Source organism: Herbiconiux sp. (assembly GCF_004297105.1).
Classification (GTDB): Bacteria; Actinomycetota; Actinomycetes; order Actinomycetales; family Microbacteriaceae; genus Herbiconiux.
This window is the reverse complement of record NZ_SCVE01000020.1, coordinates 316,706-335,460: the sequence shown is the minus strand read 5'-3', so window position 1 is coordinate 335,460 and position 18,755 is coordinate 316,706. Positions and strand designations below refer to the sequence as shown.

The window sequence follows — 18,755 nt, the reverse complement described above, 5'->3', positions numbered from 1 at the left end:
CGCGGCTAGGCTCACGCCATGGACGCAACCGGGATCGTGATCACCGTGCTGGTCTTTGCGGCTGCCACTGTGGTGCTGTACTTCGTGATCAAGCTCGCCGTGAAGAACGCGGTCTTGGACGCCCTTTATGGCACGGGGGAGACCCCAACGACTGCTCATGTAGGGCTGCGCTCAGCTATCTCAGGCGGGCTGGCGGACGATCGAGCAGCTACTGCTGCGACGGAGGCCGCGGGCGATCCACTTTGATGACGGGGATGTGGAACCCGTTGAGGTTCGCGTCCTTGCCTTCACGAGCCCGGAGAGCATCCCATCCGTCGAGCTCGGCTTTCTCAGCGAAGTCGACCTCGGGCATCCCCGCGAGGTAGTAGTGCGTGCCCTTTGTATTGGCGGGGTTGGCCAGGGGATTCATGGATTCTTCGAGCAGGTGACCGTGCCTGCCCCTGATGTCGAGGCGGCGCGAGCTGAGCACGAGCGCTTGCTGCTCGGGCGTCCATTCTGGTTCCCGCACAGTCACTGACCGCGCCAGCTTGCCGTCCTCGTCGTACTCGTACGTCGTCGCTTCGCGGGGTTCCCATCCGTCGAATCGCCGGACAGATATCCCGAGCTCGCGGGCAGCCTTGGTCTTCTCCGCCAGGTACCCGCTCAGGCTTTTTTTAGCTGCTGCACCCGCGCGTTCGGGGTGTAGAAGTTGACACCCCACAGGCAGGTCGCTGCGAGCTCAACATCACGGCCGAGGAAACGGGAGAATGCACGGTCCCATTGCTCCTGGGTGATCTCGCGGCGCTCTCCGTCCACGACTCGTCGGATGTACTTCACCGGGAGGTCGCGCACCGCTGCGTGACTGTTGAAGCCGACCCCCGCATCAGTCTGAGCAGTGGGCCGGGGCGGATGCGTCGCGACCAGGTCGGAATATTCGAGGCCATCCATCGGGATGAACTCGAACGTCACGACTTGATCTCCGAGCGCGACTTCAAGCTCGACTGGTGCACGCTCTGCACTCTCTGCCGCGTCGAGGATCGCGTCGAAGTCGTCGATGGGGGATGTCATTTGGGGCCACCAGATTTCTGCCGCCGGAAGATGAGGATGGCCCCCGCCGGGCGCTCCGGTGGCGTGTTACGCCCGGCGGGAGATTGTGGGGTCAGGCGACGAGCGTCTGATCCGGGGTGAAGCCACCCGCGACCACATAGATGGTCTGCGAGGTGGTGAAGAGACCGTCCGCAGCTGCAGGGTCCTTGCGCTGGCGGCCGGCGATGATCGAGATCACATCGACCTTCTGGCCGATCGCGTAGTCGGTCGCGTTGGGGAGGATGTCGCGGTACACGAGCTTCCCCTTCACGCCGGGCGTGAGCGCCGCCTTGGCAACGTCAGCGGCCGAGCCGTAGACGTACTTCACGGCGATCGGGCCGTACTTCGCGGTACCAGGCACAGAGCCCTGAACGCCGAGCGTGAGGCGCGGGTCGTTGACCTCGGTCTCAGTGATCGGGAACGCCCAACCATCCGGGGTCAGGGAGTACGTGATCAGCTTGGACGTGCCGCCGTTCAGGATCGCGACCGACAGCGCATTGCTGCCGTCGGGCACGAACGTGATCCGCAGGTTGTCGGTGGTCTGGACTGCACCGGGAACGGTTTCAGTCGTCATGGGTTATCTCCTCTACAGGCTCTGCCACCGGACCATTGGGGGTTCCGTCGCCTGTATCGGCTTCGGGATCTTCGGCACCATCGGTGATGCCGGAGTTGGGGGGCGCTTCGACCAGCGCGATGATGTCGGCGCGGGTCTCCGCCGCCGTGGTGTCGAACCCGATGGACTCGGCGTAGGCGCGCCATTCGGACTCGCCCGATCCGGCGCCCGACTTCGGGGGTGCAGTGACCACCTCGTGCTGCGCGGGCGGGCGCTGGTAGTAGACGATCTCGTCATCGAGGATGATGAACTCATCAGGCCACTGCTCGATCGTGGGGACGGGCGCGTCGTATTCGAGCCCGGAGATGTCGCGGACACGTTTGAACTCGGTGAGCATCGTTCTGCCTTTCAGGCCTTGTAGGAGTTGAGGACGTAGTCGTCGTCGCCGAACCACAGCGGGATGGACTCGTTGGGGTCACGGTCGATGGGGTCCGCGCCGTCATGGCGGATGCGGCTGCAGTTGCGTCCGGCGATGACGGGCTGGAATCCGACGAGGAGAGCGAACCCGGCGGCGCACATGTCGCGGGCGGCATCCTTGCTGCCTCCGACACCGCGGAGGGTGTACCGGTAGACAGCGTCGGAGTCGGGCATCTGCGGGGCATTGAATCGGCCTGAGGTGACCTGGTCAGGGTTGCCGCCGAAAAGCACCAGGTACTCGCCGGTGCGGACGGTGCCATCGCTGTTGACGGTCGTGTCGAACACTTTTCCCGCTAAGCGTGGATCGGACAGCAGCCGGGCCGTGAGGGCGTCGAAGTGGAGGGAGGGTAAGCTCACAGGCCTCTCGCCTCCTCCGACTGCTTGATCGCGATGTCCACGCCCTTGTCGAGTTCTTCCTCGATGAACGTGTATGCGCGGCGGATCGACTGGCGAGGTGCGGCGCGGACACCGCCGGGCGCTTCTTCGAGGATGCCCAGGGATGGTTGCAGACCGCCTTTGCCCGTCTTTCCGCCTCGGGAGAGGTTGGGGCCGACCTCGCCCTCGACAGTGCCGCCGCCGATTACCGAACCTTTCAGTTCGTAATCGATCGAGCCGGGGTATCCGGCAGTGGAACGACTTGCCTTGACGCTTGCGTCGGCCTGCCAGAAGTCCTTGCCCTTGATCGCAGTCTGCTGCACCGCCTGCCGCACCTTCCTGGGGATGATGTCGGCAAGTGCGCTGAGATCGCGGGCTAAAGCGTCCATCTCGGAGGTGTCCGCATCGATATCGTCAGCCATGGGAACCTCCGTCGCCATCGGGCACAAAATGCGTCCCACCGGGTGCGGCGGCGGGCTCTGCGTAGGCCGCGCAGGCACGCGGTGACATCTGCGGTGAATGTGACGCGCACGGCCATCAAGCGACTTCCTCGATGCGGAACCGTCGGGCGGTGCTGTAAGTGTTCAGCGGGGTAGGGCCGCCAATGGTGACCTTCGCGCCCACTAGCGCGGGGTCGTGGCGACACTCGGTGATTGTGAGGACCATCCCACGGTCGACCGTCGTGGATGAGCCCACCGGGAGGGAAACGATCGCTTCCTGCGCGACGAGGATCTGCGAGGCGGCATCAACAGTGCCGATGACCGCATTGACGCCTTTGAGCTTGCAGGGGCCGCTGTAGTGCACCGTCTCGACATCAACGCTGTGGGTGAGGGTGATCTCGTCCCATGCACCTTTCACGATTGTGGCGATGGTGCAGGAGTCCCGCATCATTGATTCGGCCTGGCGGCGGAGCTCCGGGAGAGCGGCGTCGAGGTCGTCGCCGAGGGTCACTCGTCGTCACCGCCTTCGAAGATGGGGCGGCCGGCGATATCCACCCCGCATGAGCAGTAGGTGGCACCGAAGTTGAGCGCGCACCACGGTAGGTGCACGTTCGAGACGCCGAGCATGTCGAGCGAGAATGCGCCGTCGGGTTCGGTGAGCCCGAGGAGCGTCCACCACTCATCGATGATCGTGACCCTGCCCTTACCGGACTGGTAGGTGCGAGACGAAGACCCGTCATCGATGGAGATGGTTACCTGGGTGGCGTCGTCGGGTTTCTTGACGTGTGCGACGACGGCTTCGCGGACGACGTAGTCGAGTTTCGCGGTGGGGATCGCATCAGCGGGTAGGCCGAGCTTCACTCGGCGTGAGTCGATGAGGAGGAGCGCGTCGTTGACCCACATCTTCCACTGCTGCTCGGTCACCGAGTTGGATTCGGGGGCGGTCACGCCAAGCGCTACCGCGATCATGTTGGGTGTCACGGACATGACCGCCCCCTTCCTCGCTATTCGCCCGCAGGCGAGGTGGACGACGCCGCGATGACCGCGATGATGTCGTCCTTCTTGGTGGCTTCGCCGAGGTCGATCGTGTGCTCTTCGGCGTAGGCCTTGAGCTCCTCGACCTTCCACGACTTGTCCGGGGCGTCGCTCTTGGTGGCCGGCGATGCCGTGCCGAAGAGCTTCCATCCGGAGACGAACCGGTCGTCCTTCGAGTCGTCGACCGAGACGACGACGCCGGTCTTGAGGTTCTCGAACTTAGACATTGGCGACCGCATCCTTCACGGTCGCGAATGCGTCCAGGTCCATGACAGCCCATGCGTACACAACCTCGAGGCGGAGAGCGATCTGGTTCTTACGCTTCAGGTCGCCGAGGCCGTCCGGGTCGCCGTACTTGATCAGCTCGACAGGGATATTCTCCTGCACGCCCCAGCGGAACGCGTCCCACTGACCGACGATCGCCTTGATGTTCGAGTTCGCCGACGCCTCGGGGAGACCCGAGACCGTGGTGGACGAGAACGCAGGCAGGCTCTCGAACGAGGTGATGTTCGCGCCGAATCCCAGCTCGGGGTACTTCTTGCGGCCATCCGCGTAGCGGGCGGTCGCGACGGTCCACGAGTAGGTGGGATCGAAGGCGATGCCATTCGGGATGTAACCGTCAGCGATCACCAGACCAGCAGCCTGCTCGATAACCAGATCCGGGGTCGTGAGCGTAGCGGTCGTGATCTCCACCGAGTTGGTGGTGGTCCCGATGCGGTCACCCGCGACGATCGACGCGGCAGCAGCCCCGGAGCGCGGGTTGATGCCGTGGAACCCGCCGAGGTCGAGTGCGCGGGAAAGCGCCTGCCCGCCCTCGTCTGCGAGCGTCGAGAGAACACCGAGCTGGTACTCCTCATCGGCCCACTGAACTTCCTGGTTGAACCGCATGGTCACCTGGAACTTGTGAGGGGTGGCGGTCTTGGTGCCGAACGTGGCGTTGGTGTCACCCTTGTCCGCGCCCTCAGCGACGAGCTCAGCGCGAGGCCGGCCGGTCAGGGTGACGATGGTCTCTTCACCGAACTTCTGCGGGACGGCGTTGGAGAGAGCGGCGATTGCGGAACCCGTCTGGGCCTTCTTCCACATGCCTTCAGCGATGTTCTTCGGGAGAGTGATCCCCGAAGTTGCGAGTACTGCCATGGTGTCCTCCTCGGACTGTTAGTCGCCGGAGCCGAACAGGTTGGAGACGAACTCGCGCTCGTCAGTGTTCGTCTTGCCGGTCTGCTTGGTGACGCCCTCTTTTGGGGCGACGTTGCCGTTCTTCTTGCGGTCGGCCACCGTCTCGGCGAGGCGTGAGGCCTGCGCGGTGAGGGTGTCCTGGTCACTTCCGGTGAGGAACAGGTCTGCGTCGGACGGTTCGCCCTTCGGCCCCTTCTTGGTGCTGATGCCGAACTCGGCGGCGATGCTGGTGCGGAGCGCGGATGCCTTCGTGGAGCTGAGTTCGCTTTCCAGCGTTCCCAACCGTTCCTCGAGGGTCTGAGCGGTACCCGCCTTCGTCTTGAGCTCGTCGTAGTCGCCGAACTTGTTCGCGGCCTGCTGCTTGAGCCGGTCGCGAACGATGTCGTTGACTTCTGCTTCCGTGAAGGTCTTGCCCTGCTGCGTCTGATCGGTGTCCGGCTTCGTTTCCGTGCCGGTCGTGTCAGTCGTCGTGGTGGTTGTCATCGGTCGTGATCCGTTTCTGTCCCGTCGGACATCAGACCGGCCTTGAACGCGGCCGTAGCGTCATCCCCAATCGGGGAAATCTCAATCCGGGTAGTGCGTCGCGATGAACTCACGAAGCACGGCCCGTTGTTCGGGCGTGCGGGAGCGCCGAGACGCCATGTACTGCAGGGCGTCGGCTTCCTCGCCGAAGTCGTCAGCACCGAACACGGGTTGTGCAATGCAGTGACAGTTGGTGTGGGCGGCGAACCGGGCTGTGGCTTCCTTGTAGACAGCGCCGCGGTCGGCGAGCATTCGACAGAAGCCACACCCACCAGCGGTCACGCGCCGCCATCCGACCGCTGCGGGGTCACGTCGCCGGTTCGCGGTAATCGTGTCCCTGAACGGGCGTGCCGTCTCGAGCTGCACAACCTCGCCGAGGCGGGCGGCTGCTGCGTCCAGGTCCTCGGTGAACAGTGGAGCGGACGCCCACGCGACTGCGCGGCGGATCTTCACCGTCCGGTCGTTAACTACGAACTCGGACGTGAAGACGCTGGTCTGCCCGACCATCTGGCGTTGCTCGTCGTAGAAGTCCAGCGCGAGAGCCGCGGAGCCATCGGCGTAGTAGTCGATAAGCCCTGGGACCGTCGACAGTAAGGCGGCGCGCTGCTGCTCAGGCGCACCTCCCAGCCGCCCAAGCAGTTCTGCCGCGGTCTGGACCGCTTCGCCGGTCAGGACCTTGAGCGCCGCCCGCGTCTCACGAGGCGACGGCATCGGTAGCCGGCTTCAGGGCCGCGATCACCGCACGCCCTGCTGCGCGCTGCTTATCGGCGAGAGCGCGCCGAATCTGCTGCTCGTCGAGTCCCAGAAGCTCGAGGCCCACCTCGGTCTCCGCCAACCACGGGACGCTGCCGATCTGCTTCGCGCCAGCATCCGCTGCGGCGGACTTGGACAGGTACATCGGCGGACGCCACTTCGGTGCGATGCCCGCCCACTCCTTCGGGATCTCCGCAAAACCGTTCTGCATGGCAAGCCCGCGCGTGACCGAACGGCGCACCGACACCGACCAGTCGTCCGTGGCGCTCTCCGCCTCGGAGATGAGGTTCTCGCGCGCTTCCGAGTACGACCCCTCCGAGGTGGGGTTCGCCATGTCGGTGAGGGCGAAGTCAGCATCGGATAGGTCCGTCTCGCGTGCCATGATCTTCGCGAGGGCGTTCAGGTGTGCCAGGTGAGGCGCCGGAGACTCGGCAGAGAACTGCTTCACGTCGGCGCGCTGGTTGTCCTGGTCGCCGTCGAGGTTGTCGGGGATGCCGAACGTGCGGCCGAGGATCATCTGCCACGACTCCTTCATCGACCCGTCCGGGTTCTTGAAAATCGAGTCGTTCGCTCCGAGGAGGAACAGCTTCGGGTAGGCGTAGATATCCATGTGCTCTTCGAGACGCACCAGCGCTCGGAGGGCGGCATCCTGGGTGGACATAACCGGGCGGGTGATCCGCGAGTGACCCATTCGGCGGGATGCGCGCGGCCGGTACACCATCGGTTCCGCCGGAACATGCCACGGGTGCTCGGAACGGTCCACAGACCACTTGCCGCCGACATGGTCGACGTTGAGGGTGACACCGTCGAGGTACAGGACGAATCCGGTGATCCGGTTCTCGTCTCGGGAAGTGATCGACAGGAGGTTGTCGAGGGAGCGACGACGGTTGTTCCACTCGCCGGTCGCATCGAGGGCACTCTTAGCGTGAATCAGCGACTTCGGCTCCCGGTCGGAAACGTCACCCTGCGTGTTGATCAGGTAGGAGACACCGTGCAGCAGCGAGTCGGTGCGTGCCTGGCCAATCTCGGCGAGGAGGAAGTTTGAGTCGATGAGTTCCGGGAGGCCCAGCGCGTTTAGGTCGCCGCCCGGCCACACGAACCCGTCGAGGTTGCAGCGACGCGCGAGACCATCGACACCCTTAGCCGCCCACCCGAGAGCAAGCCCGATCTTGGTGTACTGCGGCGGGACGACACTTCCCAGGCCGCGGACGGCGCGGCGGCCGTCGTAGTAGGCGGTCCGGAGCTTGTTGCGGCGCTCGTGGCTGGCGAGCTGCTCGACAAGGAGATTGACGGTGCGGTTCTCGTCGTCGGAGAGCCCCGGCACATTGATCTTTTCGAGAGTGGGCACTCCAGCCATTTAGAGGATCACCGCCGTTCTGGTCTCGGTGCGCGCCACGGTCGGACGCTTCACGTTGTCGCTCTGCGCTCCCCACAGGGCGAGCGTCTCCGCGACGATCGGGGAGATGTTGGAGTTCGGGTCGCGGCGGTTCCACGCCCACCGGCCCGCGAGGGGTCGTTTCGTGGCCACCGACAGGGCGACGTTCACCTGGGTCTGGTTGGTGTGCCACACGGACCCGTCGTAGATGCCGTCGTAGAACTTCGCGCACGCGATCGCCATGTCCTTGCCCTCGGACCCCGCCAACGTCACCCGGACTTTTGTGCCAATCAGGTAGTGGCGACCACGCTTCTCCTCAGCAAGGCCAGAAAGCTCATCGACAACCACGGCGTGCAACGGGTTCTTCTTCGTCCGGTCTACGACCCACTGGATTGCCCAGTCCACGCTGTGTCGTTCCTCGTCGAGCTCCACATGCCAGCGGCCGTCAGCGCGAAGGCCGGCCAGACCCACAGCGGCGGTAGAACGATCAGGCGGAACCTCGATCGAGAGGGTGAGACGATCGATCGCCATAGATGCAGGGTCGGCCTGCTTCCCCCATGTGACCTCGTCGATGACGCGGCTGGTGTTCAGCGGGTCCCAGACGCCGCGGCCCTCACGGTTCCACGAGTCGTCGTCTTCGAGGTTCTCCCGCAGACGTTCCATCGACTCCGGCGGGGTGCGGTGCGGATACGACGGGTTCATCAGCGGCCACTGCGACTGGTCGTTCGGGTCGGACTTCGGGTCAGCGCCGATCTCCAACCAGATGGCCTTAGATGCCTTGCCCTCGATCGCCTTCGCGCGCCGTGACGTGAACGCATCCGACGGGTCGGACGGCCGCGGAGGCGTGCCCATGAAGAAAAGCAGCGCCCCGTACGGATGACGGGCCTGGTTGGTGGCCGCAATCATGTCCTCGAGCGCCTTCGTGTCGAGGATCTGAGCCTCGTCGAACACCTCGGCGTCGATCTCATCAAAGCCGCGCCCAAAACCTTGCGAACGGGCACCGAACATGATCATCGAGCCGTTCTTGAACTCGACCTGCCCCTCACCGTGCGACGTGCGCACAGCCTCAATGTGAGGAGCGATTTTCTTCCGCCGGGCCATGCCACGAGCGGTCGTGAGCGTTTTGTTCGTGGTGCGCAGATGATGCGAGGTCCACACCACATGGAACCCCGGGAACAGGATGCACAGGATAAACAGCAGCGCGAGGACGAAGTAGGTCTTACCCACCTGGCGAGGGATCGACAGACCGATACCACCGACCGTCGCAACATACTTGCCGTCATCGCCGTAGCCCAGACACACGCTGCCCAGCTGCGCCTGCCACCAATCGAACAGCAGACCAACCTCACGGCCCTTCGCCTCCACCCGAGGCCACACCGTCTTCTTGATCGTCTTCGGGAAGACGAACGCCTTGGCGAACTCAGACAGCCGAGGCGTCGAAGTCACCGTCGGAGATTTCGACATTCTCTGCGGCCTCCTGCTTGTCCCGCGCCACGAGAGCTTCGATCTCCCGACCGATCTCGATTTGCCGACGCGTCAACGCGGCCAGATCACGAGCGGGAGTGTTCGGGTCATCGAGAGCAGTCGCGATGCGTCGGCGCATGGACCGCAGCTCCTCGAGGCGATCCTCCGCGACTGCCGCCTCCAAGCTGGACATCGGCTTCTTGAGCTTCGGTGCCGTCTCGCCCGGCTTCACAGCCCGCAAAGGGTTCGTCCGAGCAGCCACGGAACACCTCCTCAAGGTCGCAGGAGCCCCACTGCCTGGTACAAAACGCTTGGTACAAAGTTGGGTCGGATTTGGAAAAAACGGCGGGGAGATACCTCGCCAATCCCCGGAGGGGTTTTGGGCCTGGGTTGGGGTGGGGGAGCCCCTGGTCTGTATTGCTACAACCCTTGGTACAGTTCCGCTTGCGTTGGTACAAAGTGTTCGGCTGCTTAGTGAAGTGAGCCGCTCCGTTTCACGATGGGTGCGATGATGCGTGCCCGCTTGGTGGAGTTGCAGTCCCTATGAGCAGCCTGCTTATTTTCGATGCGGTCTGGGCCGCCCTTAGCGAGCGGGATGACATGGTCGACGACGAACGATCGCGGGTCTGTGTGCGGGAGTGTGTAGTCGATGGTGTCGCCGCATATCCCGCAGGCGGCGTGGGTGGCCCGGATGCGGTACCGATCACGGTTGCGCTGTGTGGTGTTCCTGCCGCTACTCATCACTGGTTCCCTGCTGCGACCATCGGTAAATCGGTGCGCCGTGATTGTCGTATCCGATGGGCTGGCAGTGTTGGCGGGCCAGGGAGGGAACGACGCAGGGGGTGTTGCATGCGGGGCAGAGGTAGGGGTTACTCACACCGTGTCCGGGGGAACGAGGATGTACCGGTCGGGGTGCAGCATGCTGACCTCCCGGATCATCCGCCATCCTCGGGGCACACGATGGGCGACGAGGCGGGTGCGGAAGTGGTCGCCGTCAAGGATGGAGCGGCGGGTGCCTGGTTCGTAGACAACTTCACGGGCGATGATCAGGCCTGCGCGGTACGTAAACGGTCGCTGGGTCAGCTTCCACATTCCGTCGAAGGAGCGGGGTCCGTAGCCGAGCGCCAACGCTAGGTCGTACTCCCATGATTCTCCGTCGCCTCGCATGCGGTCGAGGTCTTCCGTGCGCACCCATGGGGTGTGAGCGAGCACCTTCTGCATGACGGGGGCGTCCGTGGCTTCGAGGAGTTCCATCATCATTCGTCTCCGGGCTCTTCTTCGACGCGGCGGAAGCCGATGAACTTGGGCTGGTCTTCGTGGATGACCATGCTGTCGACGTCCCGGTGCTCGAACTGGGGAGGCTCGGGGTTGTTTCGCGGCGAGCGCGTCAGGCTGATGGTGAGGGCCAGGCGCAGTCGCATCAGTACCCTCGCTTCTTGTCTTCCTCGCATCCGCGGCAGTAGTCGCGCATCCGGGATGAGACGCCAGTCTCTGTGAGGATCGTGATGGTGAGTCGCAGCATTGCGCATCGCCAGCAGGTGGTGCACATCTCGTCTGACCGATCGAGGGTCAAGCTGACGTACTGCTTGGCGGCCATGGCTTCTCGCGATCGTCGGCGATCGGTGGGCGGGCAGGTGCGCCTATCCGAAGCGGGGGTCGGGGTCGTGGGCGTCCTTTGCGTAGGAATCACAAAACCGCGTCAACCCGCCCACCAAGATGGGGCCTGTCGCTCCGGTCACCGTGGCACGTGTCAGGTGCGCTGGGCGAGGTCACGCCAGGCCGAGTATGGGGTGAGAAGCGGGGCGGGCTCGGCTTGAACCAGCGTCCCGGGACGAAGACGTGAATGCCCTGCCCCGCTTCTCGAAGCGACGCTTCGCATCCCGGAGGATCGAAGCGAGCAATAGACCAACCACGACCGCGCCAACGGTTAGCGTGGATGGCGTCCGGCATCTACGGGTTGTACCGGATCATGGATTGAGCCTTGGCGGGCTTCCCGTCGCCGCACCGGGCGTTCCCAGTGCGGAGCCTGTTAAATGCGCGAAGGCCACATCCCTTGGGTGGGTGCGGCCTACACGACGAGTATAACGTGAAGTGACGACGTGTTCGCGTCAAGTCGGTTGGTTGTTGGGTGTGTCGTCGAAGCCGCTGAGGAAGTCCGCCTTCATCGCCCACACAGCCGCTGGATCGTCTGGAACCTCGTTGACGCTGTGGAGGTAGGACAGGTAGCCGGCCCATGCCATCTCGGCGAGCGCGTTGAGTGGTCTGGTCGCTTCTTTCACAGCACGGACTACCTCGGCGATCTGGTCGTCGAAGTCGTCGTCGGGTGGGTCTGTCTCGTCGCCGGTCTCGATCAGCCATGCGCGGAGGCTCGCTCGCATCTGGGCTTCCGCCACGGATGCGGCTTCGTCGATGGTCTCGCGGCGGACCTCATCGGCCTGCCGGTAGCCGAGCGCCTCGATCGCGGCGAGGTACGCCTCGGCGTCCTTGAGGTATTCGGCCTGGCCGCCGAGTGGTTCGAGCATGTCCCAGGCGACGCCGGTGAACTTCCCGTTGGGTCGGGCGTCGCGGGCCTGCATGAACATCGCGAACTGCAGGATCGTGTCGGCGCGGCTCATTGGGCGGCCTGCGCTCGAGCGTATGCGGCGAGCGCTGCCTTCCCGCCGAACTCTTCGACGGTCTGGACGGCGAGGAGCAGGTGCACGGCGCACATCTGCAGTGGGGATGACTCCACGACGGGGCGGAGGCATTCCTTCGATCCTCGGTTGTCGGTGACTCGGGCGCTGCACATCATGCTGGTGTCTCCTTCACGTACTTGTTGATGAGGTGGTTGCGGACTTGGTCGGCGCGGTCGGCTTTCCGGTTGCGGGCGCGGCGTGCACGGTCGGCGGCGTTGCGTTCATCTCGCTTGTGCTTCAGGTGCGTCGTGAGCGCGGCCTCGTATTCGCTGCGTGAGAACCGGGTTCCGCACATCTCGCATTCGATGACCTCGGGGTCGCCGTCGAAGCGGGGTGGGAAGAGGGCGATGCGGCCTCCGCACGGTCCGGGTCCTGCCGCGAACGGTTGTGGCGGGGTCAGTGTCGTGACCGCCCACTCCTGGGTCGGTTGACCTTCCTCGGTGACGGTGGCGCGCAGACGGGTGGTGAACTCGTGGGGCATGTCGCTGAAGCGTGAACGGTCTTCACGGGGCCACTTGTTCGCGACCCCGAAGAGGTAGTCGCGCATGTCGATCATCTCCGCTGCCGTGGTGGCGTCATGAGTGAAGATGTCTTCGAGGTTGGTGGCGAGCCAGTCTGTCATCGGGAGCACCAGATAGCGGGCACCTGCGGGGGTGGCGCGGGCCGGCAGGCCGAGCACCACCCCGTTGGTGTCGCGCCACGAGTTGATCGCGGTCACCGGCGCTACCCTCCCGAGGAGCAGCGCCATGCGTCGGGCGTTGTACACGACCATGCGAAACAGGTGGTTGACGGCGTCGAATGCGACCGTGTTGAACGGTTCGTCCGACTCGGCGTCCTGCGGCGGGACGTAGACCTCCTGCAGTTGCCGTGACATCTGCGGCGGGCACTGCGCGCGTAGGTGCTCGGTGAGCTCCGGGGCGAGGGCGAGGGCCTTCAGCGTGGTGGTGAAGCACCGCCGGCAGTACGCTCCGTGCCTGGCAGGCAGGAGTTCACTGTCGGTGCCGTTGCGGGTACAGCGGCGAGCGCAGGGGTGGTCATCGACGGTGTTCACTCGGTCTCCTTGGTTCGGGCTTGCGGGACGATGACCAGGTGGCGGACGAACCACTGGGTCTGGAACTCGCGCATGCCGAGGCGGGCTAGTTCGCGCGGGATGGGTGGCAGCGTCTCTATGACCTGCTGCCAGGTCGCCCACCCTTCGGCGGGTCGAGGCGTCAGCGGCACCTGAGTGGGGCCGTGACAGGCGCAGCTGGTGTTGGCGCAATTCCATGGGGTGCGGCAACGGGAGCAGCAGTGTGGGGGACGGTAAACCCGCCCATCGGGCACCCATCCGGAACCGGGCATCAATAGCCTCCTGTCGTGCTTGGCATCCATGGGAGTTCGCCGTCCAGGCCTCGCCTGATATGTGTCGGCCAGTCGCGTTCCTCTCGGTCGAACCGCCACTTCACGAGTGCGGCCATGGAGTCGTCTTCCTCGACAGGTCTGAGGCCCATGCCGAATTCGGGCCATCCGAGCAGCGCGGATGATCCGCGCGGGCTCATGTCCCGGTCGCCGCCGATCCCGCGCCCCTTGCCTGCGTGCGCTTCCATCAGGAGAACAAGTCCGTTCTCGCGGAACCCGTCGAGGGTCTCGATGAGCGGGGCTGCGTCGTCGTCGTTCGTGATCGCCCGCGGCAGCAGCTTGTACAGCGGACCGATGTAGAGCACGTCGGGGTTGTGAAGATCGATTAGGCGGCGAACCTCGTTGATGTCGGGTGTCTTCGACAGGTCCATCCGAACCCCGGCAGAGATCACTACGTTCTCGCGCGGGTCATCATTGCCGAGGGCGGCAGCCCGTCCGGTGACGTAGCGGGTGGCGCGGTGCCACTGCTCCTCGCTGTTCTCCGCGTCGATGACGAGCGCCTTGACCGGATCAACCTGCTGCCGCATGTTGAACGGGTGCAGGCCTGCAGCGAGGCAGATCGTGATCTGGCGCATCAGGTAGCTCTTACCCGCCCCCTCCGCGCCGGTCATCACGAGGCGGTCACGGCGCTCGAGGAGGCCAGGCACCACCCAGTTGTGGGTGACTTGCATGTCGAGGATCTCGCCGAGCGTCTTGGGTGAGAGCTTCGAGCTGACCCGCGCGGCCTCTTCCTCGTCGTCACGTCTGCGAGCTTCCTTCTTGACCCGCCAATACCCCCGCTCGGCCTCGACCATGTTCTCAAATTCCGGGTCGAGCGGGGTTGCGTCGTCGTCGTTGGCGTCGAACACGACACGTTCGAATTCGGCCAGCGTGCGGCCGGCGACGATGTGATCGGTTGCGTCCTTGCCCGTGGCGGCCTGCACCACGTAGACGCTGCCGGAGGTGAACCCGGCCAGGTGCTCTGAGAGGCCGCGAGCGCGCGTCATGCCCGGCTCGTCTTTGTCTGCGACGACGTACAGGTCTGACGCCCCTCGGAGCGCTGAGTAGTCGCAGCGAGCCCAGTTCTTCGCGCCCATCGGGGAAGCGACAGCGGTGACGCCGTGGCGGGCTAGAGTCTCCGCATCCTTCTCGCCTTCCGGGAGGTAGATGTCTCGCTTCGCTGCCACTGCGGCTACCAGGTCGACGCCCGGGGGCTCGTAGAGCGGGATGACACTATCGTCCGCGATGCTCTGGAAGAACTGTTTCGCGGGCGACCGGTGCACGGTGCGGACTACGCGACCTTGGTGCTTGTACTCGTAGTCGATGCCCTTCGGGTTGTCGAAGAGGGCTTCCATGCGCCACCCGAGCGCGTCGAGGACCGCATCGGTGCTGCATCCTCCGTGGCAGAACAGGAGCGCCTGACCTCGTCCACGCATGATCGATAGCGACGGGTTGCGGTCCTCGTGAGCTACGCACTGCGCAACCCACCGGTCCTGGCCCGCCGCCTTGACCTTGCTACCCTTCGCGACGACCGCATCGACGAGCTCGAGGGTGGCGTCTCTCACAGATTCACCTCGATGGGGCTCGTTACGGATTCCGTAACGCCGCCCAGGGCAAGGTTCACGAGTCTGCCGTTCTCGAACACGAGTCCGATGAGCCGCTGGCGTTCGGCGCGAAGATGCTCGAGCTCGTTCAGTTGGTCGTCGCGCTGCTCGCGGGCGACCTGTGTTGCGCGTGTCACGATCCGATTTCCTTCCGCGACTCCGGGGCGTACTCCGGGTCGTTCTCGATAGCGTCGACCGCCCAGCGACGACCAGGCGGTGGTGTGGGGTGCAACCCATGAAGCTCGCGCCGGCGAGCGCGGCCGATCTTGATCTGATCCACGATGTCTGCCGGGCGGATGTCGAACCTCGCCGATTCGATAGCCCCGTCGAGCGCCGGAAGCACCTCGGTATCCCAGTCGAATCTGGCGAGTACCCGATTCCAGACGGCAACAGCCAGATCGGTAACGACTCGGTTATCGATAGCCGAGAGCTGCGTCAAGAGAGCGCGCGTCTCCTTCTCGTTCATCGTCACCCCCATAGCGAGCCATCCAGTCGGCAGCCGCGATCTCGGCGTTGGTCAGGGCGCGATTCGGTTGCGAGACGTACTCGTCGTCCCAGCGGTCGTCATTCAGCCATCCCTGCGCCCACTTGACCTTCGACGGGTCCGGGTTCGGGCCGAGGCTGGCGACGTAGGCGCGGACACCGGCAAGGATCTTCTCGGGCGTGGTTCTCGTCAGCGCCTTCTCGTAGGCCAGGCGTGCAGGCTTCTTGCCCTTTCTGATCGGGTACTCCGACCAGAACTCATCGAAGGTATCGACGACCACCGCAATGACCACCGCATCGTCTGATGCGCAGTCTTCTATAACGTCATTACTTAGTTCTCCTATAAGAGGAACATCTGCCCGTAGGGGCAGATCAGATCCGCCCTGTGGGGCAGGTCCATCTGCCCCTACGGGCACCCCCTGAGTGAGGGCAGATGCATCTGCCCCTGAGGGCACCCCCTCTGACCAGACGGGCGCGTACGAGCGGGTCTGGTCGTACGAACCATTGCGGCGAAGCTGTGTGGACCGGAGGTGTCCGGCGTCGATCAGCTTGGCGATCGTGGTTCGGATCGTCTTCTCGCTCACACCCGTGACGGCGCTCAGCGACGGATAGCTGATCGGATACCAACGGTCGTCGTTGTCGTCGACAGGGGCGAATTCTGACTCGCACTTCCACGCGATCCAGTCGAAGATCGCAGCGGCTACCACGTCACCGTCCAGAACTTTGACAAGGTCCCAGGAGATCTGCGCGAATGAGTTCCGTGACCGATAGAGACTCCGGTTCATGCGGCCCTCCCGACGGCTTCCCCTGCGCAATCGGGGAAGCTGCCGTTGATGAGCTCGGCGAGATGGGTTCCGGTGATCTTGGTGGAGGAGACGATCGTAGAGTCGGCTACATCCTCAGCGAGCGCGTGCTTGGTCATCATGAGCATGGTCCGCGCGACAGTCACCAGGTGGGTGTCGGTGAAGCCGGTGCGAGCGATCGCTTCCCAGTCGAACTCGAACTTCGTGTCAAGCGGGGCTCGTTGGATGGCGGCGAGGTTGAGCGGCGTCAGGATGTCTTCGATGTGCGCGAGAGCGAGGTCTACGGCCTCGATCTTCTGGTCAGTGGTCGTTTCCATCGGCTGTTCCTTCCACGAGCGTCAGGCGGGCACGGCGGCCCGTTTCGAACATGTTGATGAAGGCGTCACGGTCGCCGTCGTACCGAGGGAAGTAGAAGACCCCTGCCCCGTCCGATAGGTCGATGAGCTCGCAGATGGTGGAGCCATCCGAGTAAGTGTGGGCATCCTGGTGGCTGGCTGCAGTGGGGTAGTGAGGGAACGCTGGCGAGACGCCCGCGACGTGATCGGCGAGCGCCTCCCAGAGCAGCCTTCGGGCGTATTCGAGGATCTGCATGGCGTCGTCCTCGTCGTCGATGTCGCGACTGCCCGAGAGGTGATCTTGGGCGACGCCGATCTTGTCTTCGACGCGGAGCACGGTGTCTTTCAGCGTGTCGAGCGCGGTGTACGTCATGGGGTGACCTGAGTTTCTTCGGGGGTGAGGCCGAGCATCGCCAGGATGGGCAGGATCTCGGTGGGGAGGACGTGGCCGGCAACCTGTACGGCGGCGGCGCGGGCTTGCTCGGCGGTGACATCGGGGATCTGTGAGTTGAGTCCCAGAGATGCAGTTGAGGTGGGGTAGCCGGCTTCTGCCATCACCGCCCCACTTCCGGCGCGTAAGCGTGGGCGTCTTCGACGGGCCAGTCGTGGATCGGGACTAGTTCGTTCGCCATCGCGATTCGAGAGGCTTCATCTGATCCACATGGCCCACAAACCTCCGTATCGTTGTCAGCGCGCGAAGTGGCCCCGGCATACTCACCGGCATGGGCAGCATTTGGGATAAACCCACGGCATCGAGGGCAGATGATCGATTTCACGCTGCGTCACCGCCCGTCGGTTTCAGAAAGACCGGGCGCAGGTCCGCGAGTTCCGTGACGGTCGCAGGCTTGCCGCGCACCTGCTCAATGAAGTCTCGGCACTGTGCCTCGAGCTGATCGATGATGCTACGGATGTCCGCGAACTCCTTGTCCACATCCGGTTCGGCGATTTCCCACCACTCCACTTCGAAGCTGAACTGGATCGCTTCGTCCGGATAGACAGAAGCGTCCAGCTGCACCGAGGATTCACCGCAGCGGGCCGGAGGGTAGACGCCTTTTACGCCCCCGTCGTCGTCATGCAGCGTTCCAAGCCACTCGTGATCGTTCATGCCACCTTCTCCTTCGGGGTATTGATGCGGGCTGACTCGGCGAGCAGCCAGCTGATGTCGTTGCTGAGGTCCGCAGCTTGGCGGGCAGTGAGGGGTTTCCCGTTGACGCGCTGGTCGAGCTTCACTTGCGGCACCCACGCGCCGCGGTCGAACACGAGTTGCACCGTGTAGCCGTCTCCGGATGCGCTCTCGGCCACGTGCTGTTCGTCCAGGAGGGTGAAGTTGACGTCGGCTCGATGCCACTGCTGGTACTGGCGGCACCCTGGCACCCGGCAGCGGATGACGTTGAAGCGCGCACCATATGACGCCGATTGAGCAGTCCCGGCCGGGCGAGGGAACTCTCCCTCCCACTCGGTGAGGTCGCGGTCGTTCCGACTCGCGATGACGGCGAGGAACAAACTTCGTTCCTCGCGAACGGAGCACCCCAACGCGGGAAGTACGTTGATTTCCTCGACATCCGGCCGCAGGTACGCGATCCCGTAGAAGACCCACGCGGTGCCTTCGTCTACGCCGTCATCGGGATACTCGACATGGCGGCGCGCGACCTTCTCGCTCGGCGACATCAGGTTGACTCGCCACCCTGCCTGAGGCGCGCCATCGATCTCCCGCCTGAGGCCTTGTCGTGTCATCTGCCGTGTCACGACTGACAGCTGTTCAATTCGTTCGCGCGCGCGGCGGCGATCGTGAGTACGGCGGCGAGTTCCTGCACCGCGTCGGGGGAGTGCTGGCCGGAGTCGGGCACGTACACGTCGATATCCCAACCATTCGAGGCGGGGGAGAGCTCGACCTCGACGCGGTACCACTCACCGTCGCCGACGTTGATGTGATGCCACCGGTTACCGGGATCGTCGAAAGGCTTGTCGTCCCAGTAGACGTTGTAGACGCAGCCCTCATGGTCGGGGCACTGGTGGTTTTCGTTGAGAAGGCGGCGCTGCTCTTCATCGTCTCGAAGCTGCAGCTCGGTCGTCTCGGATACAATCGTGATTGACAATGTGATTCCTTTCAGGAGTCGTCGCCCTCGGTGCACTAACACCGGGGGCATTTCTTTTGAGGGAGTGCTCTCGACCCGGACTCGAAGGGGTCGCACGGCTGGCCGTGGCGAGAGCTACCGATTCACGCGCCGCACGGGGTATGGGAC

31 protein-coding genes are annotated in these 18,755 nt (G+C 64.3%); 1 reads left to right on the top strand and 30 read right to left on the bottom strand.

The genetic code is table 11. From position 1 onward, the window contains the following. The first annotated feature begins 18 nt into the window (after positions 1 to 18). Entirely contained in the window at positions 19 to 246 is a 228-nt protein-coding gene (locus tag EPO52_RS17740; RefSeq protein WP_290809230.1) for a hypothetical protein, read from the top strand. Here the strand turns inward: EPO52_RS17740 and EPO52_RS17735 are convergent. From EPO52_RS17735 to EPO52_RS17595, 30 genes are all read right to left on the bottom strand, one after another. Further along, a complete protein-coding gene (locus tag EPO52_RS17735; RefSeq protein ID WP_290809228.1) occupies positions 209 to 409 on the bottom strand; it encodes a hypothetical protein in 201 nt (66 codons plus the stop codon). The two genes, EPO52_RS17740 and EPO52_RS17735, sit on opposite strands and share 38 nt — an antisense overlap. A 233-nt stretch (positions 410 to 642) precedes the next feature. Beyond that, positions 643 to 1,047, bottom strand: a complete 405-nt coding sequence (locus tag EPO52_RS17730) for a hypothetical protein (protein WP_290809227.1) — start codon at positions 1,045 to 1,047, stop codon at positions 643 to 645. 91 nt (positions 1,048 to 1,138) lie between these two features. Further along, complete coding sequence (locus EPO52_RS17725; protein ID WP_290809226.1) at positions 1,139 to 1,639, bottom strand: hypothetical protein; 501 nt, start codon at positions 1,637 to 1,639, stop codon at positions 1,139 to 1,141. Beyond that, positions 1,629 to 2,015, bottom strand: a complete 387-nt coding sequence (locus EPO52_RS17720; RefSeq protein WP_290809225.1) for a hypothetical protein — start codon at positions 2,013 to 2,015, stop codon at positions 1,629 to 1,631. Before EPO52_RS17720 ends, EPO52_RS17725 begins: the two co-directional genes overlap by 11 nt. Positions 2,016 to 2,026: 11 nt before the next feature. Next, positions 2,027 to 2,452, bottom strand: a complete 426-nt coding sequence (locus EPO52_RS17715; protein ID WP_290809223.1) for a hypothetical protein — start codon at positions 2,450 to 2,452, stop codon at positions 2,027 to 2,029. Further along, on the bottom strand, positions 2,449 to 2,892 hold the full coding sequence (locus tag EPO52_RS17710) for a hypothetical protein (RefSeq protein ID WP_290809221.1): 444 nt from the start codon (positions 2,890 to 2,892) through the stop codon (positions 2,449 to 2,451). Before EPO52_RS17710 ends, EPO52_RS17715 begins: the two co-directional genes overlap by 4 nt. 115 nt (positions 2,893 to 3,007) lie before the next feature. Beyond that, positions 3,008 to 3,421, bottom strand: coding sequence for a DUF6093 family protein (locus tag EPO52_RS17705; protein WP_290809219.1), 414 nt, complete (start codon positions 3,419 to 3,421; stop codon positions 3,008 to 3,010). After that, positions 3,418 to 3,897: a hypothetical protein gene (locus EPO52_RS17700; protein WP_290809217.1), complete on the bottom strand. Its 480-nt coding sequence runs from the start codon at positions 3,895 to 3,897 to the stop codon at positions 3,418 to 3,420. The genes EPO52_RS17705 and EPO52_RS17700 overlap by 4 nt, the downstream gene beginning before the upstream one ends. 17 nt (positions 3,898 to 3,914) lie before the next feature. Then, positions 3,915 to 4,172, bottom strand: a complete 258-nt coding sequence (locus EPO52_RS17695; protein WP_290809215.1) for a hypothetical protein — start codon at positions 4,170 to 4,172, stop codon at positions 3,915 to 3,917. Then, positions 4,165 to 5,082 (bottom strand): phage major capsid protein, encoded by a 918-nt coding sequence (locus EPO52_RS17690; protein WP_290809213.1) that lies wholly within the window; start codon positions 5,080 to 5,082, stop codon positions 4,165 to 4,167. The genes EPO52_RS17695 and EPO52_RS17690 overlap by 8 nt, the downstream gene beginning before the upstream one ends. 18 nt (positions 5,083 to 5,100) lie before the next feature. After that, on the bottom strand, positions 5,101 to 5,604 hold the full coding sequence (locus EPO52_RS17685) for a hypothetical protein (protein ID WP_290809211.1): 504 nt from the start codon (positions 5,602 to 5,604) through the stop codon (positions 5,101 to 5,103). Positions 5,605 to 5,685: 81 nt separating this feature from the next. Then, entirely contained in the window at positions 5,686 to 6,354 is a 669-nt protein-coding gene (locus tag EPO52_RS17680) for a hypothetical protein (RefSeq protein ID WP_290809209.1), read from the bottom strand. Next, complete coding sequence (locus EPO52_RS17675; RefSeq protein ID WP_290809207.1) at positions 6,338 to 7,744, bottom strand: phage portal protein; 1,407 nt, start codon at positions 7,742 to 7,744, stop codon at positions 6,338 to 6,340. Before EPO52_RS17675 ends, EPO52_RS17680 begins: the two co-directional genes overlap by 17 nt. A 9-nt stretch (positions 7,745 to 7,753) precedes the next feature. After that, positions 7,754 to 9,217, bottom strand: a complete 1,464-nt coding sequence (locus EPO52_RS17670) for a hypothetical protein (protein ID WP_290809205.1) — start codon at positions 9,215 to 9,217, stop codon at positions 7,754 to 7,756. Further along, complete coding sequence (locus EPO52_RS17665; protein ID WP_290809203.1) at positions 9,192 to 9,497, bottom strand: hypothetical protein; 306 nt, start codon at positions 9,495 to 9,497, stop codon at positions 9,192 to 9,194. Before EPO52_RS17665 ends, EPO52_RS17670 begins: the two co-directional genes overlap by 26 nt. Positions 9,498 to 9,706: 209 nt before the next feature. Continuing rightward, on the bottom strand, positions 9,707 to 9,976 hold the full coding sequence (locus EPO52_RS17840) for an HNH endonuclease signature motif containing protein (RefSeq protein ID WP_363340857.1): 270 nt from the start codon (positions 9,974 to 9,976) through the stop codon (positions 9,707 to 9,709). Positions 9,977 to 10,108: 132 nt separating this feature from the next. Next, positions 10,109 to 10,489 carry a hypothetical protein gene (locus tag EPO52_RS17660; RefSeq protein ID WP_290809201.1) on the bottom strand — a complete coding sequence of 127 codons (381 nt, stop codon included), beginning with the start codon at positions 10,487 to 10,489 and terminating at the stop codon, positions 10,109 to 10,111. A gap of 2 nt (positions 10,490 to 10,491) precedes the next feature. After that, positions 10,492 to 10,656, bottom strand: coding sequence for a hypothetical protein (locus tag EPO52_RS17655; protein ID WP_290809199.1), 165 nt, complete (start codon positions 10,654 to 10,656; stop codon positions 10,492 to 10,494). A 687-nt stretch (positions 10,657 to 11,343) separates the two neighbouring features. Further along, the gene (locus tag EPO52_RS17650; protein WP_290809197.1) at positions 11,344 to 11,850 is read right to left on the bottom strand and encodes a hypothetical protein; all 507 of its coding nucleotides are present in this window, start codon (positions 11,848 to 11,850) and stop codon (positions 11,344 to 11,346) included. A gap of 172 nt (positions 11,851 to 12,022) precedes the next feature. Next, on the bottom strand, positions 12,023 to 12,961 hold the full coding sequence (locus EPO52_RS17645) for a hypothetical protein (protein WP_290809195.1): 939 nt from the start codon (positions 12,959 to 12,961) through the stop codon (positions 12,023 to 12,025). Between the two features lie 289 nt (positions 12,962 to 13,250). Then, complete coding sequence (locus tag EPO52_RS17640) at positions 13,251 to 14,852, bottom strand: AAA family ATPase (protein WP_290809193.1); 1,602 nt, start codon at positions 14,850 to 14,852, stop codon at positions 13,251 to 13,253. After that, the gene (locus EPO52_RS17635; protein ID WP_290809191.1) at positions 14,849 to 15,028 is read right to left on the bottom strand and encodes a hypothetical protein; all 180 of its coding nucleotides are present in this window, start codon (positions 15,026 to 15,028) and stop codon (positions 14,849 to 14,851) included. Before EPO52_RS17635 ends, EPO52_RS17640 begins: the two co-directional genes overlap by 4 nt. Next, on the bottom strand, positions 15,025 to 15,357 hold the full coding sequence (locus tag EPO52_RS17630; protein ID WP_290809189.1) for a hypothetical protein: 333 nt from the start codon (positions 15,355 to 15,357) through the stop codon (positions 15,025 to 15,027). Before EPO52_RS17630 ends, EPO52_RS17635 begins: the two co-directional genes overlap by 4 nt. Further along, a complete protein-coding gene (locus EPO52_RS17625) occupies positions 15,305 to 16,159 on the bottom strand; it encodes a helix-turn-helix domain-containing protein (RefSeq protein WP_290809187.1) in 855 nt (284 codons plus the stop codon). The genes EPO52_RS17630 and EPO52_RS17625 overlap by 53 nt, the downstream gene beginning before the upstream one ends. Continuing rightward, positions 16,156 to 16,494, bottom strand: coding sequence for a hypothetical protein (locus EPO52_RS17620; protein WP_290809185.1), 339 nt, complete (start codon positions 16,492 to 16,494; stop codon positions 16,156 to 16,158). The genes EPO52_RS17625 and EPO52_RS17620 overlap by 4 nt, the downstream gene beginning before the upstream one ends. Further along, positions 16,478 to 16,885, bottom strand: coding sequence for a hypothetical protein (locus EPO52_RS17615; RefSeq protein ID WP_290809183.1), 408 nt, complete (start codon positions 16,883 to 16,885; stop codon positions 16,478 to 16,480). The genes EPO52_RS17620 and EPO52_RS17615 overlap by 17 nt, the downstream gene beginning before the upstream one ends. Further along, a complete protein-coding gene (locus EPO52_RS17610) occupies positions 16,882 to 17,067 on the bottom strand; it encodes a hypothetical protein (protein ID WP_290809181.1) in 186 nt (61 codons plus the stop codon). The genes EPO52_RS17615 and EPO52_RS17610 overlap by 4 nt, the downstream gene beginning before the upstream one ends. 217 nt (positions 17,068 to 17,284) lie before the next feature. Then, positions 17,285 to 17,617: a hypothetical protein gene (locus EPO52_RS17605; protein WP_290809179.1), complete on the bottom strand. Its 333-nt coding sequence runs from the start codon at positions 17,615 to 17,617 to the stop codon at positions 17,285 to 17,287. Further along, the gene (locus EPO52_RS17600; protein WP_290809177.1) at positions 17,614 to 18,180 is read right to left on the bottom strand and encodes a hypothetical protein; all 567 of its coding nucleotides are present in this window, start codon (positions 18,178 to 18,180) and stop codon (positions 17,614 to 17,616) included. The genes EPO52_RS17605 and EPO52_RS17600 overlap by 4 nt, the downstream gene beginning before the upstream one ends. Positions 18,181 to 18,254: 74 nt before the next feature. Continuing rightward, entirely contained in the window at positions 18,255 to 18,608 is a 354-nt protein-coding gene (locus EPO52_RS17595) for a hypothetical protein (protein ID WP_290809175.1), read from the bottom strand. Positions 18,609 to 18,755 lie beyond the last annotated feature (147 nt).